The 16,458-nt window shown below is 48.2% G+C and carries 16 protein-coding genes and 1 riboswitch; of the genes, 8 read left to right on the forward strand and 8 right to left on the reverse strand.

Features of this window, described 5'->3' with window-relative positions:
- The first annotated feature begins 188 nt into the window (after positions 1-188).
- The 6 genes from AZ66_RS18415 (at position 189) to AZ66_RS18440 (ending at position 4,833) form a co-directional block, all read left to right on the forward strand.
- Positions 189-581 carry a GntR family transcriptional regulator gene (locus AZ66_RS18415; RefSeq protein ID WP_021259534.1) on the forward strand — a complete coding sequence of 131 codons (393 nt, stop codon included), beginning with the start codon at positions 189-191 and terminating at the stop codon, positions 579-581.
- A complete protein-coding gene (locus AZ66_RS18420) occupies positions 578-1,279 on the forward strand; it encodes an ABC transporter ATP-binding protein (protein ID WP_021259535.1) in 702 nt (233 codons plus the stop codon). Before AZ66_RS18415 ends, AZ66_RS18420 begins: the two co-directional genes overlap by 4 nt.
- Before the next feature lie 15 nt (positions 1,280-1,294).
- On the forward strand, positions 1,295-2,041 hold the full coding sequence (locus AZ66_RS18425) for an ABC-2 transporter permease (RefSeq protein ID WP_021259536.1): 747 nt from the start codon (positions 1,295-1,297) through the stop codon (positions 2,039-2,041).
- Positions 2,042-2,061: 20 nt separating this feature from the next.
- Positions 2,062-2,985: an ABC transporter ATP-binding protein gene (locus tag AZ66_RS18430; protein WP_044356168.1), complete on the forward strand. Its 924-nt coding sequence runs from the start codon at positions 2,062-2,064 to the stop codon at positions 2,983-2,985.
- 54 nt (positions 2,986-3,039) lie between these two features.
- The gene (locus tag AZ66_RS18435; RefSeq protein ID WP_044356169.1) at positions 3,040-4,191 is read left to right on the forward strand and encodes an ABC transporter permease; all 1,152 of its coding nucleotides are present in this window, start codon (positions 3,040-3,042) and stop codon (positions 4,189-4,191) included.
- Positions 4,192-4,443: 252 nt separating this feature from the next.
- On the forward strand, positions 4,444-4,833 hold the full coding sequence (locus AZ66_RS18440; protein ID WP_044356170.1) for a hypothetical protein: 390 nt from the start codon (positions 4,444-4,446) through the stop codon (positions 4,831-4,833).
- Positions 4,834-4,864: 31 nt separating this feature from the next.
- Here the strand turns inward: AZ66_RS18440 and AZ66_RS18445 are convergent, their stop codons facing one another.
- Positions 4,865-6,151: a Gfo/Idh/MocA family protein gene (locus AZ66_RS18445; RefSeq protein ID WP_044356171.1), complete on the reverse strand. Its 1,287-nt coding sequence runs from the start codon at positions 6,149-6,151 to the stop codon at positions 4,865-4,867.
- A 299-nt stretch (positions 6,152-6,450) separates the two neighbouring features.
- Positions 6,451-6,642, forward strand: a riboswitch (Lysine riboswitch).
- Between the two features lie 110 nt (positions 6,643-6,752).
- Between AZ66_RS18445 and AZ66_RS18450 the strand changes: the two genes are divergently transcribed.
- A complete protein-coding gene (locus tag AZ66_RS18450; protein WP_021259541.1) occupies positions 6,753-8,201 on the forward strand; it encodes an amino acid permease in 1,449 nt (482 codons plus the stop codon).
- A 198-nt stretch (positions 8,202-8,399) separates the two neighbouring features.
- On the opposite strand, the gene AZ66_RS18455 is transcribed toward AZ66_RS18450, so the two are convergent.
- From AZ66_RS18455 to AZ66_RS18470, 4 genes are all read right to left on the reverse strand, one after another.
- Positions 8,400-9,602, reverse strand: a complete 1,203-nt coding sequence (locus AZ66_RS18455) for a transglutaminase domain-containing protein (protein ID WP_044356172.1) — start codon at positions 9,600-9,602, stop codon at positions 8,400-8,402.
- A 346-nt stretch (positions 9,603-9,948) separates the two neighbouring features.
- Entirely contained in the window at positions 9,949-10,848 is a 900-nt protein-coding gene (locus tag AZ66_RS18460; RefSeq protein ID WP_044356173.1) for an alpha/beta hydrolase, read from the reverse strand.
- 114 nt (positions 10,849-10,962) lie between these two features.
- Positions 10,963-11,643 carry a bifunctional 4-hydroxy-2-oxoglutarate aldolase/2-dehydro-3-deoxy-phosphogluconate aldolase gene (locus AZ66_RS18465; RefSeq protein ID WP_044356174.1) on the reverse strand — a complete coding sequence of 227 codons (681 nt, stop codon included), beginning with the start codon at positions 11,641-11,643 and terminating at the stop codon, positions 10,963-10,965.
- 54 nt (positions 11,644-11,697) lie between these two features.
- Positions 11,698-12,672 carry an ROK family protein gene (locus AZ66_RS18470; RefSeq protein WP_044356177.1) on the reverse strand — a complete coding sequence of 325 codons (975 nt, stop codon included), beginning with the start codon at positions 12,670-12,672 and terminating at the stop codon, positions 11,698-11,700.
- Between the two features lie 403 nt (positions 12,673-13,075).
- On the opposite strand from AZ66_RS18470, the gene AZ66_RS18475 reads away from it, so the two are divergent.
- Positions 13,076-13,285 carry a hypothetical protein gene (locus tag AZ66_RS18475; RefSeq protein ID WP_021254746.1) on the forward strand — a complete coding sequence of 70 codons (210 nt, stop codon included), beginning with the start codon at positions 13,076-13,078 and terminating at the stop codon, positions 13,283-13,285.
- A gap of 184 nt (positions 13,286-13,469) precedes the next feature.
- Here AZ66_RS18475 and AZ66_RS18480 read toward each other — a convergent pair whose 3' ends face one another.
- The 3 genes from AZ66_RS18480 to AZ66_RS18490 all read right to left on the reverse strand — a co-directional run.
- The gene (locus tag AZ66_RS18480) at positions 13,470-14,162 is read right to left on the reverse strand and encodes a YkyA family protein (RefSeq protein WP_044356175.1); all 693 of its coding nucleotides are present in this window, start codon (positions 14,160-14,162) and stop codon (positions 13,470-13,472) included.
- A 23-nt stretch (positions 14,163-14,185) separates the two neighbouring features.
- On the reverse strand, positions 14,186-15,046 hold the full coding sequence (locus AZ66_RS18485; protein ID WP_231586944.1) for a polysaccharide deacetylase family protein: 861 nt from the start codon (positions 15,044-15,046) through the stop codon (positions 14,186-14,188).
- Between the two features lie 400 nt (positions 15,047-15,446).
- Positions 15,447-16,458 (reverse strand): DNA topoisomerase (locus AZ66_RS18490; RefSeq protein WP_044356176.1); only part of this gene is annotated, 1,012 nt, incomplete at its 5' end.

The raw sequence follows: 16,458 nt of genomic DNA on the forward strand, positions 1-16,458 counted from the left end.
ACAAGCAATGGAACGCTGCTCTTTTTTACGATCCTATTTCATTTGGTAGACCCCATATTATGCGCGCCTATCTTAATTTGCATGAGTCCATAAATTTATTTCTATTTTTTCATTTACCCCTATTGTATTAAGTGTATCAAGTGATATAATACACTGTATACAACTGATACACCAAAGGAGGGAGCTCATTGAATGACGTGATGGTTGGCGGAATGCGATTCACGTTGGACCTAAGCAAACCACTCTACGAACAAGTACTTAATCAAATCCGAAGCTCCATCGCGAAAGGAGAGATCGCATTGGGTGAGAAAATTCCTTCGGTAAGGGAACTTGCGCAATCGCTCAAAATTACACCGAATACCGTCATGCGCGCTTACCAAGAGCTCGAACGGGATCAGCTTACAGAGACACGCCGAGGACAAGGAACGTTTATTACGTCGAACGCAGAAGCTGTTGCGAGTGTACGAACTTCTTTAGCGGAAGAAGCGATACAGGAGTTTTTAACGAAGATGTACAGCATAGGATTTACATTGGACGATATTCAACACCTATTAACGCATGAGGGAGGTAAGGAAATATGAGTCAGTCCACTGCGATACGAGTCGATCATATTACGAAGCGGTATGGGAAGAAGCTCGCCCTCCATGACTTTTCTCTCGAGATCCCAGCGGGCAAGGTTGTAGGGATTCTTGGAGCGAACGGTGCAGGCAAATCCACCTTGTTCCGCATGATCGCCGGCTTGGTTCAACCGGAACAAGGAACGGTTGAGGTGCTCGGGCGCAAGCCAAGCTGGGAGACGAACAAGGACATCGCTTATTTGCCTGACCGGGCGCGCTGGTTCGAAAAACATTCGGTCAAACAAGCACTGGATTGGGCAGAGCACCTATGGCCTGGGTTCGACCGGAAGCGGGCAGAGGAACTCATCTCCTTCATGAAATTACAGTCGGATATGCCTGTGCAGGGCATGTCCAAGGGACAAGAAGCACGGCTTATGCTAAGCATGTGTATGGCACGAAATGTTCCTCTCCTCGTGCTGGATGAACCGTTCTCCGGTATTGATCTCATATCGCGAGAACGCATTATTTCAGCGATCATCGATAACTTAGCAGAACGTGAGCAGACCGTGTTAATTAGCACACATGAAATTCACGAAGCGGAGAGCTTGTTCGACTACGTGGTATTCATGGATAACGGCCAAGTGGTGTTGGAGGGGGATGTTGAGCAGCTACGCAGTGAACAAGGCTCAATGGAATCAGTCTACCGCACCCTATACCGTTAAGAGAGGAGAATTTGGATGAATACAAGTACCTTTTTATTTCTAATGAAGGATGAATTCCGCCGCAGAAACTCAGCCAAACATTCGAACAAATGGTGGATGTTCTACGTTGCAGCAGGCATCCTCATCGGACTCATTTTTGCAGCTGTATTTGCTGACAATCTTGATCCATACTCGATCATGTTTATGTCCTTTGGCTTCCCGTATATTACATTCATCATTGCATTTGGTATCGTTATACGGGAATGGAAAAACGGTACTGCCGGATGGTGGCTGACACTCCCTTATCCAAGGAGATCGCTTATCCTATCGAAGTATGCAGCTAGCATTTGTACAGCAGTTATCATGCATATTATCTTCTGGGTCGGTGCCCAGCTGTTCGTTGCCTATGCGTTAATCTTAAAAGGAAACTTTGATTTTCACAGTCTTGCCGCCTTCATGCAGACATCGGCGATCTGGTTCGGAGTAATCATGATGGTCATTCCGTTCATGACCGCTTTCGGTACGCTTACAGGAGTGGTCAGTCGTTCTCGCTTGAAGCCGTTAACGCCGATGCTGTGGATTATATATGGTTTTTCGGGGAATTCCCTGTTCTGGATCTTGGAATCACCACATCTCAACAAGCTCCAACTTGCGCAGAATCCGAATGAGATTTTTACCGTTCAGTCTCACGATTTCTGGTTGATTGCGCTTGGCATTATTCTCTTGTCTGGAATTCTTATAAGCGCAGCAACCGTTCTGATGAACAAACAAGTGGAGGGTTAACTCAAGGAGGTTCAATTAAGATGACATTGGCTATTGATGTATCGAATTTGCACAAAAAGTACGGGAATCACACCGCACTGAACAGTATTTCATTCCAAGTCCGTCCGGGAATTTGCTTCGGCCTGCTTGGCCCGAACGGAGCTGGCAAATCGACGACGATGAAGATCATCTCCGGCATTCTCCAACCGAATAGTGGCGCTCTGCATGTATTTGGAATCGATGCCGTCAAAGAAGCTGCCAAGGTGCGGAACATAATCGGCTATGTCCCCCAAGGCATCACCTTGTATGAGAAGCTCAGTGCGTACGATAATTTGAAGTTTTTTGGAGAAATGTATGGCTTAAAAGGAAGCCAGTTGAAGGAACGCATCTCAACCGTATTAACACAGGTCGGGCTTCTGGATCGCGCTAATGATGCCATTGGCACCTTCTCTGGCGGTATGATGCGTCGCGTGAACATCGCTGCTGCACTCCTCCACCGTCCGAAGCTGCTTGTGCTGGATGAACCTACTGTCGGCATTGACCCACAATCGCGCAATCATATCTTCGAGATGATTCGCAAGCTGAAGCAAGAAGGGGTATCCATCATCTACTCGACTCACTATATGGAAGAAGTCGAAACACTCTGCGAGGAACTCGCCATCATCGACCACGGCTCGGTCATTGCCCAAGGCGTTCTGCATGAACTGCTCGCGCAGCACGGCACGAATTCCGTATATGTCGAAACGGATAAGCAGACAGCAATTTCCTTCGATTCGATTCCTGGCACAGTGACTGCCCATGAAGAGGGCTGGATTATTGATACTAACGATACGCTGACAACGATGAACCGCATATCTGAGCTTTGCCTGCAGCAGCAAGTGAAGGTTACTCGTCTCGAAATCGTGCAGCCTTCTTTAGAAACAGTGTTCTTGAACTTAACTGGTACATCCCTGCGGGATGCGTAATAGCGCTTTAGAGTTCGAAGAATTCGCAAGACCGATTCAAGGAGGAGAATTCGAATGATTACCAGCTTCACACGCAAGGAAATCCAATTGCTGCTTAAGGAAAAGGGTACCTTCTTCTGGCTCATCCTTATGCCTGTCATCTTCATCGTGGTGTTTGCCTCTGTGTTCGGCAATATGGGGAACTCCAGCATCACGTTAAATTATGTCGATCAGGATCAGTCTCCTGCCTCGAAAGCGATTGTTGCATCGTTAGCCAAAGTACAAGGTTTTCAACTAAAGGAAGACATAGAACGCACGCTTGATCAACAAATTACAAGTATACGTGACGGCAAGCAATCCTCACTCCTGCTCATTCCGCAAGGATTTGAAGCAAGCATGAAGTCAGGCAAAGGCTCTGCTGAAATGACACTCTATCGCGACGAGAACGACAATACCTCAACGGCCCCAATCAAAGCCGTGCTTGGACGAATCGTCGATGAGCAGCGTCAGGTAAGCACTGCGGAGAAGCTTGCAGCCAAAGGAATTCAGGGCAAAGAGATGAAGCAAATCTTCACCCCGCCATTCGTAGTTAAGGAGCAGATGGAGAATGTTGTTCCTGTTGATATGGTTAGTCAAGTCGTTCCTGGTTATACCGTTATGTTCGTGTTCTTCATTATTATCTCGATGGTTCGCCGCTTCATTCGGGACAAAGAAAGCGGGATGACGGCGCGCCTGTGCAGCACACCAATGAAACCGCTCAACTATTTAGTCGGCATGTGGGTTCCTTATATTATCGTTGTTCTCTTCCAAAGCGCGGTACTGTTGGCGTTCGGACACTTCGTTTATGGCATGCAGCTCGGCGATGTGCTCGCCATCGCATTAGTCGTCGCAGCACTTGGTATCTGTGTAACGGGTCTTGGCCTCTTCATTTCCCTTATCGCTAAGGGCGAGAATCAAGGGCTTGCCATTACCCAATTGATCGCGCTTGGCGGTGCGATGATTGGCGGACTGTGGTTCCCACATGAAATGATGCCGAAGTTCATGCAGACGATTGGACAATTGCTTCCTCAATATTGGGCGCAGGATGCACTGAAGCGCATCATTTCCCACGGCGCTCATGTACAGGATGTATGGCTGAATGCAATAATTCTGCTCGGTATCGGAATCTCTGCACTTGTGCTCGCATGGGTACAGTACCCACGCTTTATGAAGCAGTCGATCGGTTAAGTCAAGGTCAAATCGCGAGAAACCTAGATTACTCGTGAGTAACCTTTCCAAATTCAAATTATTTAACTGCTCTTTAGGGCTGATTCTGTTAGGTACAGAGTCAGCCTGTTTTATTGCCTCGATTACATCGGCATTACTGTCCATTATGGTATAATGTATTCCATATTATAGGAGGTGTATTCATATTCTAACTCGAATAAGACTCCTTCCCCTTGCCCTTCTCATTCAACAACAATGAAAGGTAGGTCTATCATGATGTATCTACGACGAGGATTCATTACCATTATGATGCTCGGATGCTTACTCCCAGCACTAGTCGGATGCACGCAAGAGACCACCATTTATAAGGCAGCAAGCCTAGATTGGGACGTGCATCTTACTCAAGCAAAAGATACGGAATCATTTACGCTGGATATGAAGTATCATGGATCAGAACAGCATATACAGGAAGTATCGTTCCGTCTCACAAGTCCGGAGTTTGAACGCTCTGATTCTATATCTGATCTTAACTCTTCACATTATGCCGCACATTACGAATACCGGATTAAAGGGTTAAAACAACTTCAAGAACCTATTCGTATTCGACTAGAATGGGATCATCAACAAGAAACCCTTACATTAGAAAAAGCTCTCCGTGAGTAATCCGGAGAGCTTCTGACATTTACAAATAGAATTAGTTCATTGCAGGCTCTGCTTCGTTCGCCAATTGCTCGCGGACGAACTCTTCAATAGAGATAGTACGCTTCTCTATGCGCGCCTTCTCCGCCGCAAATGACATCATATGGCTTTGGACAGATATATCAGCGGATGTACGTCCTTGCAATGCGCCGTCCGCTTCAACCAGCCTCAAGAAGTCCTTTACGAGACCTTGGTCACCGCCGCCATGTCCAACATGTCCGCCTGGTGATTGCAGGCTGAGCAGCTCTCTGAAGCCATTTTTGAAATGAATGATTTCAATCTCATTCTTCTCCATGTGAGCACGAATTTCCCCAGTCGTTCCCATCAACTTCAACGTACGACCGGAGTCGTAAGTGAACGCCGTCATAGTGAATACCGCGGTTACCTCGTTCGCGAATTCCATATTCACCACTTGATGGTCAACAACATCATTGTCGCAGTGGTACACGCAGCGGCCATATGGGCCTTCCTTCAAGGCCTGGAGGCGAGATTCATAGCTCATATCATCCGCAATAACTGATGTCGGCCAGCCAATATCATCCGTCAAATACCACTTCGGCGCATAGTATGGGCACTCATCAGCGACAGGACACCCATCCAGACAGCGCTTCGTTGCGCCTTCCGGCGCACCTTCTGGGCGGAAGTGCGACAATGTGCCGAAGGAAGAGATGTGGGTACACTCAGCACCAGCAAGCCACAACAGGATGTCCATATCATGACAGGACTTTTGCAGAATCATTGGAGAGGACTGTGCCGAATTGCTCCAATTGCCGCGCACGAAGCTGTGCGCCTGATGCCAGTAAGCAACATTTTCATTATGCTGAATGGACATAAGGCGGCCGATTCTTCCCTCTTCCAACATCTGCTTGAGTGTAGCGAAGAAGTTCGTGTAACGCAGTACATGACAGATCGAGAAGACAAGGCCTCTCTTCTTCGCTTCCTGCCCCATCTTAATACACTCTACTGGCTCTGGAGACATGGGCTTCTCCAGCATCACATGATAGCCTGCTCCTAGTGCTGCCATCGTAGGTTCATAGTGCATCTTATCTTGTGTACAAATAAACACAGCGTCAGCAAGCTTCGGCTGAGAGAATAATTCTTCCCAAGAGGAAAATTGGCGTTCTGTAGGAATGCCGTGCTTATCGGCAATACGCTGACGGCGGGCTGCGCTCGGATCTGCCACAGCGACAACTTCCATTTCATACGAACGGCCAATCGCATAATCCGTATAGATTTCCCCGCGTTGACCGGCTCCAAGCAATGCTACAGTAACCTTCTTCATTTCCCATGCCTCCCTAAAATGTCTGTCTCTATTGGTTCGTATAGATGTTTCCCAACTTGCACTCTCTTTTTATCCATCTTATACCATGCAAGAAACCGCTTGCAAGGAGTAAAATTCCTTTTTAAAAATATTTTTGGATGATTCAGCTCAAATGTTTAAATTCGTACACAACCTACATAGATCAGATTTCTACTTTTTAACATTGAACTTACCGCTTCGTTTCATTTATACTTAGCAAATATAAGTAACAATGATGGCTTGTCCATCTTCATAGTGCAACAAATCCTCATCCTATTCCACGATGAGGTAGAGGTTGCGGTTGTTAAGAGTACATTCGCGGAGGCAGGAAGAAGCCAATGATTCGAATGGGAAGGAACAACCGCCGAAGTTCGCGTAACCCGCTTCAGGGACGCGTGCTGGGGTCGCTGTCGAATAGGCACGACACTGTCATACGCAGATTACCCGTCTACGTATGATGCGCTATCTTTAAGGAAGGGTATGATGGGGACGGTCAAACCGTTTGAACGTATACGCTTCAGCGGTTTTTTTATGTTCTCCGCTCCTTTCCGGTAATACTAAGATTAGAACAGGAGTGAGCAACATGAGTAAGCAACACAACGATCAAGGGCTTCGCAGAAGCCTGAAGACACGCCACCTCACCATGATTGCGCTTGGCGGCTCAATTGGCACTGGATTGTTCCTTGCCAGCGGCGGCGCCATTGCACAGGCTGGTCCTGGAGGTGCGCTTCTCGCTTATGCTGCAGTCGGCATCATGGTATATTTCTTAATGACAAGTCTTGGCGAGCTGGCGACCTACATGCCGGATTCCGGCTCATTCAGCACATATGCTTCGCGATTTGTAGATCCTGCATTCGGATTTGCGCTTGGCTGGAACTTCTGGTTCAACTGGGCAATCACGATCGCATCGGAGTTAGTCGCAGCTACGCTTATCATTAAATATTGGTTCCCGAACAGCAACTCTTTCATATGGAGCTTCCTGTTCTTAAGCATCATCTTCTTATTGAATTTCATCTCCGTTAAAGGGTACGGAGAGTCTGAATATTGGTTCGCAATAATTAAAATCTCGACCGTCATCATCTTCCTAGTTACTGGCGTATTGATGATATTCGGCATCATCGGCGGAGAACGTATCGGATTCGAGAACTTCCATATCGGAGATGCGCCATTCCATGGCGGATTCTTTGCGATTCTTGGTGTATTTATGGTTGCTGGGTACTCGTTCCAAGGGACAGAACTCGTCGGTGTTGCCGCCGGCGAAAGCGAAAATCCAAGCGAGAGTGTACCGCGAGCGATTCGCCAAGTATTCTGGCGCATTTTGCTATTCTATGTTCTGGCGATATTCGTTATTGCAATGATCATTCCATATACACATCCAAGTTTATTGACCAGTGAAGTGAACAACATCAATGCGAGCCCGTTCACGCTCGTATTTGAGAAGGCCGGATTTGCATTCGCCGCTTCGGTGATGAATGCAGTTATCCTGTCATCGGTATTGTCCGCAGGCAACTCCGGCATGTATGCTTCCACACGTGTGCTCTGGGTGCTTGCTAAAGAAGGCAAGGCGCCGAAGTTCCTTGGCAAGCTGAACAAGCGCGGCGTACCGGTCAATGCGCTTATTATGACCAGCATCATCGGCATGATGGCATTCCTAGCCAGCTTTTTCGGAGATGGGATTGTCTATACGTGGTTGCTGAGTGCATCCGGCATGTGTGGATTCATTGCTTGGCTAGGCATTGCAGTCAGTCATTACCGGTTCCGACGAGCATTCAACAAGCAAGGCCATGACCTGAAGGAGCTGCCTTATCGTGCCCGCTTCTTCCCGTTCGGTCCGATTTTCGCCTTCGCACTTTGTATGTTCGTCGTACTTGGTCAGAATTATCAAGCCTTCCTCGGAGAAGCAATCGACTGGCAAGGGTTGTTGATGACCTACATTGGTCTGCCGCTCTTCCTGATCATATGGTTCGGCTACAAGGTCAAGCATCGGACGAAGGTCATCCCACTCGAAGAGTGCAAGTTCGACCATAAATAATCAATCTCCATATCGTCTATGAAATAAGGCCCTGCTTCACGCATTTGGTTGCGTAAAGCAGGGCCTTTGTTACGTAGTCCCACCGCTTCTTCGGGTAGTGAAACTCCTGTATTCATTCCTCTAGATTCATTCGTGTTGTGAATTCCTAATGTGAGTTCAGAATTCCCACACCAGCTCTTATGCTGATGTTCTGTCCCCTTATTTCTGAAGCTGAATATCGACAAGTAGGTCATCACTGTTATTCAACGTAGATACTCTGTATTCGAACGGAGTAGACAATCCTAGCTTGTCCATCATATCATGCAGGTCAGCACGCAGCTCCAGCTCGCTGCCTATATAGCGAATCTGGAACTGCACCCGGCTCGCCTTCTGCGCAGACCGATAGCGTTCTACTAGCCCCTCTACATCCTTGACCTGACGTTCTGGAAGCAGTACATCCGCACTCCAGCCGCGCTCCAACTCTGTAACGAATGAGCGCAGGCTCTTGTCCGTTCCTTGACGCATCTGATTCAAAGCATGCTCATAAGGGTCGTTCGCCTTCGGAAGCTCCTTACTCTCATTCCAGTTATGATCGGTTCTCATCTCCGCATCGGTACGCATATAGTACGTGTAGCGTACTTGCTTGCCTCGATCCGGAAGCGGGTCGTCCCATGTCGCATCAACATGATACCATTTCCCATCAAGTTCAATCAGGTTCCATGCATGGAGCAATCCGCCCGCCTTACCCTCGATAATCTTAGATGGAATGTTCGCCTCTTCAAGCATAGCCTGCATGAGCAGTGCATATCCTTGGCACACGGTTGTACCTTCCGTTAGCGCCTCATAGGCAGTAAATTTCGTCATACTCTCATCATAGATCACATGACTGACAATATAATCATGAATCGCTTTTACTTTGATATGAGGGGATTGTCCTGGACTCGTTATGTTTCCTACGATTGCCTTGGCTTGCTCCCTTACATACTGTGACTGTTCGTACGTCTCACGGTAGTCCACATACACATTGACGACTGCAGAATCTGTACTGCCTTTCCATTGATAGGAGTACCTGCTGACGTTATACCGAATGAACGGATCCGAGTATAATGCTGCCGACAAAGACTTGCCTGTCATCTCCGTTAAGGACTTCGTGTCACCTTCGTATCGAAATGAAATTGCCGTTTCTCTGCGAGTGAACTGCTCGCTCAGCCATTGATTCATCTCTGATTGACTATGTAATGTGACCATAGAAGACCGTGCCTCAACCGTAGGCCATAAGGCGAAACCAACCATGATTCCCAACAGAATACTTCCCAGCATCAACATCCGGAATATAGAGACTCTAGGGAATCGAATCCATCTCCTCGCACGCCTCTGCCTCACTCGCTGTAGGCGCGATGGAGTCTGTGAATCGATGTACATGCCTTCACCACCTTCGCATCAGCGGAGAACCTCCGCCTATGTGTGCTAGGTAGCGTAACATAGCACTATCGCAAATGCTGTCTAGTTATAGCATGCTAATCGCAAGTGTGGATTCGCTGCCTTTCTGTCGTGCTCGACATGCTGCGGCAGCAAGAGCCGGGAATTGCATCGCATTTCGAAGGATTGTTGCGATCCGAACATGAAGAATATGACGAGGGGTAGCGAACCGATGCAGCATTTGCCTATAAAAAAATGAAAAAAGTTGTTCTCGGTGTACCTAAAACATACAAGCCCATCTCTCCTCCGAAGGTCAAGCCTTAGAGGGCAGAGATGGGCTTGCTTATCCCTATATATCCAATTGACGCTTGAAGAATGGAATCACTTCCGCCCAGAAGCGCGAATCGGTCTCCGAACAGCTATGTCCGTTCGTATCAACAAAGAGATGCGATTGCTCATACGGTAAGCGTTCAACAAGCTGTTCAAGCTCACTAGGAGGAATAAATCCATCAAGTCGAGAATGAACCATATAGATGGGGATCCTGCCTGCCGTCCGCACATGATGGTCGGATAAGATTTGACCTACATCCAAGCCGTCGTATACCGCAACAGGGATGCGGGAGCGATATAACCATATACGCGGTATGACCACTGCCAGCGGGAATGCTGGCAGCTTACGTCTTTTAAGCTCAGCTTCCACCAGAGACAGCGGGCGGGATGGCATGGAATCCGTTACAATTGCCCTTACGTTCAGCCCTTCCTCAAGGGCCAAAACCGCACCGAAGCCGCCCAAGGAATGGCCGAGGACTGCAATCCGATCCGGATCTACATCCGGCCTTTGACGTACATAGCGGACTGCGGCCAGCATATCATCACGGAATAACAGCGCCGATGGTGCCTTTACGGCCCCGCTCTCTCCGTGACTTGTCACGTCATAGACCAATACATTGAAACCTGCATCTACCAGCGGGATCGCATACCTCATCACTCTCGCTCGGTTTGATCCCCATCCGTGCGAGATTACGATAACCGGCGCCCGCTTCGCAGGGGAGTTCCCTTTGCCCCATAGGAACCACCCTTGCAGGGATGCAGTCCCTTCGAACACCACTCGATCGAAGGGACGTTCCGGTTCCTTATGTATCGGAATCGGACGTGGGGACTGACTCTTCACCGCAAGCATCCAAGTACCGCTTGCGGCACTGCCGGCTAGCACGAGTGTGCCTATTCCATATGTCCACAGCATAGCCATAGGATTCGCCTCTCTTTATACCATTACCTTAGAATTGGTTCGAATTCAGATGTATGTATATCATTCTCGCAATCACATGATTTCACACCCGTTCCACGCTCTATGGATTTCTGGTCATCGCCGAACGGGATCAAGCTTGCGAACCGCTTCAACGAACTGAATTGCATTTGCAGTGAGGGCTTCATCATTGCCCGAATTCATATATTCCTTGAGGAGAAGCTTGGAACCAAGCCCGAAAGCGGATGCTCCTGCAGTTCCGTATGCGGATATCGTATGTAAGTCGACTCCTCCTGTTGCAATGATCGGAATGTGATCAAGAGGACCTCGGATCTCTCGGATGTATTCAGGCCCCAATGTACCAAGCGGGAATAGCTTGACGGCCTTCGCCCCTGCCTTCCACGCTCGTATAATCTCAGTAGGTGTTAGTACTCCAGGCCATACATCGATTCCACGCTCAGCTGCATATGCGATTACTTCTTCATCCAAATTCGGAGAGATGAGGAACTGCGCTCCGCATTCCAATGCTTCACGAGCCGAGGGCAAATCAATCACTGTGCCTGCACCGATATAGGCCCGCCCCGCAAATCGCTCACGCCAATGGGAGATAATCGCTGTAGCTTGCTCTGTATTCATCGTCACTTCCATGAATTGAATGCCGCCTGCCACCAACGCCTCTGCCGCTCTATTAGCAAGTTCTCCTGTATAGCCGCGGAATATTGCGACAATGCGCTCTTGAAGCATTCGCTCGGTGATATCAGCACCGTAGGGAAAATTCAGAACATCTCGATCCGACATCGTTACCCGTTCCTCCCGATTATCTTGTCTCTCTTCCTCGATTTCTAGTTGCTCTTATACAGACACGTGTCCGAGCTTCTCTGCACGGCTTTTCGCAAAGGCTGCACTCCCAATAACGCCTCCGTCATCAATCAGCTCTCCTTGGCGTATCATCAAACGCTCCAAATAACCGTGATATACATAACGCTTCAAGATGTCTCGTACAGGCTTCATAATACGTTCACCTGCAAGTGCACCGCCGCCGCCGATTACAATCATATCCGGGCTGAGCAGCGAGATGGAATACGCCAAACCCTTACCAAGTACCTGCCCTGTATGCGTCATAATCTCGATTGCGAGCTCATCGCCTTTATCGTAAGCCTGAGAGACGTGGGCTGCGGTCAGTTCACCGCGCTCAAATGATGTGCGCAGCAAGCTCTCGCGACCCTGCTCAAGCGCTTCCTTCGCTTGTCGCGCAATGCCAGTGGCGGATACGACAGTCTCTAGACAGCCCGTCAAGCCGCAGCCGCATGGCGTCGTCTCGCCATCAATCGCTACATGCCCCAATTCGCCTGCCATAAACCCGCTTCCATAGTGAAGCTCTCCATTGACAACTGTCGCAGCCGCAAGCCCCGTACCAATCGTGACCCCGTGCACAACTCCTGCATCGCGTCCTGCACCGTTCATCGCCTCACCAAATACGTACATACGAACATCATTATCAATAAAGACTGGCACGCCTACCTTAGCACCAAGCCGACCAGATACATCTACGTTGTCCCACTTCAAGTTGGATGCAAACACACATACGCCGCGCACTGGATCGATGAAGCCCGGAATCCCAGCTCCAACCGCTAACAGAAGACTGCGATCCACCCCTGCCGTGACGAACAGTTCATCAACCATATCAGACATTTTATTCAATACATGCTCTACACCAAGATCAACCTCTGTCGGCCGCTTCACCTTGGCTATCAGCTCATATTGCGTATTGACCAACCCACATACAATGTTCGTTCCGCCCAGATCAATCCCAACCATATACTGCATCATCAATTGCTCTCCTCGCCTTCTCCATTCTTTCTATTTGTTTTTTTGTAATTGCTTACATTTCTAAATATACTCATATGTCGTATTTCGATTATAGCATGATGCCATCCACCATTTGTGTGAAGATATCCTTTCATCTTATCTTGGTTCACACATATACCATCACATCGTACAATCCGTGATTCGAACCTGTCAATGCTCGCTTGCAACTCTTTCCATCGCCATGATTTCGCCTTGAAATCGCCTTAATATTGGAAGCGAATTAACAGACGAACGGCTGTGAAATCGATATAATAGAAACTGTGATCCTTATCACACTGCCGGGTAGGAAGACCATTGATTCAGGTTAGACGATCGATAACTGTCTTGCTTGATAGTAACGCTTATAAAGAGGTGTATATCCATGACGTATGTAGATATCAGTTCAATCTCGCCACAATTGTTCGTAACGATCCTATTTTTCCTGCTCATCGTCTGTCCGCTGCTTAGTCTTGGCGTTGTGCGCCTATTCCAGCAGCGAATCAAGGTAGGGATAACGTATATTGCATCGGCTCTTGTCTCTTACGTTATCTTTCTCATAGTGGCAGACTTTGTGCACCGAACTTGGAGCTAGAGATAGAGCTCATCCCATGTGTTTACTTGTTCGATTTCGAAGCTTGTACGATACAAAAAGACCGTTCCAAAGCAGTCCAGCTGCTTCGGAACGGTCTTCTCTTTTCTAAACGATAAGGGTAATTCTCTTATAACGTTAGGCAGCTTCTTGCTAACTCGGTATGCCCGGCTCCACTTCGTATCACTTACGAAGTTGCACCTTCGCCTTCTGTCTTCTCTGTGCCAGTTACTTGCATTCCTGCCTCTTTGTAGAATTCAGACTTCTTCGTATTGAACGATTTCGTATAGTCATTGAACTGGATCTTCAACTGCTCAACCTGACGATAAGCCTCATTGCGATCAGATACAGCCTTCGTAATCGTCTTCAGCTTCGTATCCTTCTGCTTCAGCTCGTTATACAAGGCTTGCTCTTGCTGAATCCATTTCCCATACTTCTCGTACATGGAAGTGAAGGTTTCGTAGCGCTTCACATAAGCGTTGTATGCCTCTGTTGCTTGCTTCTTCAAGCCTTCTTCCTTCAAATTGCTGATTGCGCCTTCGAGCTCGCCCATCTTCTTGCGAGCGTCGTCCAGCATACTCTTCAGTTGATCCATCGCCTGTGTCCGCTCTTCAAGCGACTTGCTCGAATTGTCGATCAGCGTCTGTACATTGCGATTGTCCTGCTTGCCCTGAGACAGGATGTTGTTGTATTGCTTACTATCCTTCGCCTCCAGCGTGCTTAGCGTCTTCACCGCTTCAGCAACGTCCGCTTCCGCTGCGGATGCCTTCTCGAAGCCTTCAAATATTTGTGTCGTCGGTGCAGCGCCGCATCCAGTCAAGCCGATAAGCAGAACGGATGCCAACGCGACAGCGGCGGTTAGCTTTTTCCAACTAGCCAATGTGTTAACCTCCTATCCCTATGCTACAATCGTTTGTCGTGATGGAAATTGCATACGAAATGCGCATTCGGGTCGTACACTTCGAACTCGTAGCCCTTGCTTTGAATGTAATCAATAATGGCTGGCAATGCATCTAAGGTCTGCTGACGATCATGAAGCAAAATAACCTCGACATCTTCCGTTAGACCTACCTTTACTTGCTCTAATACTCGATTTGGTTGACCGATATATTTCCAATCCCAGGAGTCGAGTGTCCAATCCCACATTTTGAAACCTGCATCTGCGATATCCTTACGGAATGACTCACCAATTTGCGGAGCGCTGCCATATGGGGCACGAATCATCGTAGGCTTGAAGCCTGTCAATTCTTCAACGATTCCCTGCGCTTCCTTGAATTCATTAATGAAGTTCTGTGAGCCGCCGCTCTTGTACAGCTTCGCATAATCATGTGTCATACTGTGAAGTCCTGGGTAATGTCCATCTTTCATCATGCGCTTCACGGCATCTGGGTATTGTCTCATGTTATCGCCAAGCATAAAATAAGTAGCTTTAATATTATGCTTATCCAATAAGTCCATCATATCATTGGAATATTTGCTCGGCCCGTCGTCAAATGTCAAGTAAGCGACCTTGCGCGTTAAGCCGTTATACTCCTTCGGTGATTCCTTCTCTTGTGATACTTGTGCTGCTGTTCCAAATGGAACGACTTCTGTCACGATCAATTCGCTGCCAGATGCTGAGTCTGATCCGAGCAAGCTCTTCGCTCCAGCGTATATTCCGACGCCGACGGCGACAAGAAGCATGAGCAATACGGTGCGTCCAATTAACTTTTTGCGTTTTTTACGGCGACGGTTGCCGGCCGACACCACACCTCGATCCATCATTATCCTTATCCACTTCCTTCTAGCGACTTGTTTCGACAACTACTATAATATAAATCTACCATTAGGGCATTACAGAAACATTACAACTAACTATATTTTATCAAAAAATAGAGACAATGTTGTTACCATTTCAAGAAAATGGTTACAAGACTATGAAAAAGTTAACAAAAAGGCCCTCTAGCCACGAAGAATCGGTACAGAGGGCCTATCTATGAAAATGAAGCATATGCTCATATAGGCCATACGACCCTCCTAAGCCACTTCATTTTACAAGTATGATGTCACTGTTTACGGTTCAACACCATTCGCTATTGTTTGACTCAATTCGAAGTCCCCTGTAAGCACAATGGTCACTTTTATCTATTTACTGCTCTTGCAGATCTTGCAGCTCTTGCAGCTTTTACTGCTCCTCCTGCTTCGCCATCGCTGCCTTCAGCAGATCACCTAGACTGTTTCCGATTGACTCCTGCTTCTCGTATTTCTTAATCAAATTCCGTGTCTCATGCTTGCGAGCCTTGCCCCCGCCCTCTTCCAGCTTCTCTGTAATATTGCATGCGAGACACTGCACATACTTGCCTGCCTTGCCGATCTTGAGCTCCATCTTCTTATGGCATTGCGGACAGCGGCGATTCGACAATTGCTTCTCGTCAGAACGCTTGTATTCACAAGACTTGCTGGAGCAGATAAGGCGTGTTCCGCGTTTCGACTTCCGTTCCATCAGACGTGAGCCGCATTCCGGGCAATGACGATTCGTCAAATTATGCGGTTTGTACTCGGCGCTGCTCGTCTTCACTTCTTTGACCAACTGCTCGGTCATATCCCGAATCTGATTCATGAACGATGATGTGCGCGCTTCGCCGCGGGCAATGCGCTCCAATTCCCGCTCCCATCGTGCAGTAAGCTCCGGTGAACGCAGTTGTTCAGAGGTAAGGCGAATCAACTGCTCTCCCTTGCCAGTCGGTTGAAGTGAAGCTCCTTGGCGCTCAATCGTATCCGAAGATACCAGCTTCTCAATAATATCCGCACGAGTTGCTGGCGTACCCAGGCCGTGTTTCTCCATCTGTGTCAGCAAAGTCGCTTCCGTATAGCGTGCCGGCGGCTTGGTGCGGTCTCTGCGTGTCATGACCCGCTTGACTGCAAACTTCTCCCCTTGCGTCAAGCTCGGGAGACGCTGATCCTTATTCCACGCCGATTGATTGTCGTGCTCTTGATCCTCATTCGAGGACGCATCGTCCCAATCGCCTTCATAGGCTTGGCGCCAGCCGCTGTCCAGCATCGTGCGACCCTTCGCATATAGGCGTTCACCGCCAATCTCGATGGTAACTGCGACTTGCTCGTACTTCGCTGCAGGCAGGAACAGTGCCAGATAACGCCGCGCGATCAGGTCGTACAGCTTGCGCTCATCTGTAGAC

This window comes from Paenibacillus sp. E194 (genome assembly GCF_000935845.1).
Taxonomy (GTDB): Bacteria; Bacillota; Bacilli; order Paenibacillales; family Paenibacillaceae; genus Paenibacillus_B; species Paenibacillus_B alvei_B.

Excerpts from the sequence above, each read along its gene's own strand:
- AZ66_RS18435 (WP_044356169.1), top strand. The coding sequence starts at position 3,040 with ATGATTACCAGCTTCACACGCAAGGAAATCCAATTGCTGCTTAAGGAA.
- AZ66_RS18485 (WP_231586944.1), bottom strand. The coding sequence starts at position 15,046 with ATGATGGATCGAGGTGTGGTGTCGGCCGGCAACCGTCGCCGTAAAAAA.
- AZ66_RS18450 (WP_021259541.1), top strand. The coding sequence starts at position 6,753 with ATGAGTAAGCAACACAACGATCAAGGGCTTCGCAGAAGCCTGAAGACA.
- AZ66_RS18430 (WP_044356168.1), top strand. The coding sequence starts at position 2,062 with ATGACATTGGCTATTGATGTATCGAATTTGCACAAAAAGTACGGGAAT.
- AZ66_RS18445 (WP_044356171.1), bottom strand. The coding sequence starts at position 6,151 with ATGAAGAAGGTTACTGTAGCATTGCTTGGAGCCGGTCAACGCGGGGAA.
- AZ66_RS18460 (WP_044356173.1), bottom strand. The coding sequence starts at position 10,848 with ATGGCTATGCTGTGGACATATGGAATAGGCACACTCGTGCTAGCCGGC.
- AZ66_RS18425 (WP_021259536.1), top strand. The coding sequence starts at position 1,295 with ATGAATACAAGTACCTTTTTATTTCTAATGAAGGATGAATTCCGCCGC.
- AZ66_RS18475 (WP_021254746.1), top strand. The coding sequence starts at position 13,076 with ATGACGTATGTAGATATCAGTTCAATCTCGCCACAATTGTTCGTAACG.
- AZ66_RS18470 (WP_044356177.1), bottom strand. The coding sequence starts at position 12,672 with ATGCAGTATATGGTTGGGATTGATCTGGGCGGAACGAACATTGTATGT.
- AZ66_RS18455 (WP_044356172.1), bottom strand. The coding sequence starts at position 9,602 with ATGTACATCGATTCACAGACTCCATCGCGCCTACAGCGAGTGAGGCAG.
- AZ66_RS18420 (WP_021259535.1), top strand. The coding sequence starts at position 578 with ATGAGTCAGTCCACTGCGATACGAGTCGATCATATTACGAAGCGGTAT.
- AZ66_RS18465 (WP_044356174.1), bottom strand. The coding sequence starts at position 11,643 with ATGTCGGATCGAGATGTTCTGAATTTTCCCTACGGTGCTGATATCACC.
- AZ66_RS18440 (WP_044356170.1), top strand. The coding sequence starts at position 4,444 with ATGATGTATCTACGACGAGGATTCATTACCATTATGATGCTCGGATGC.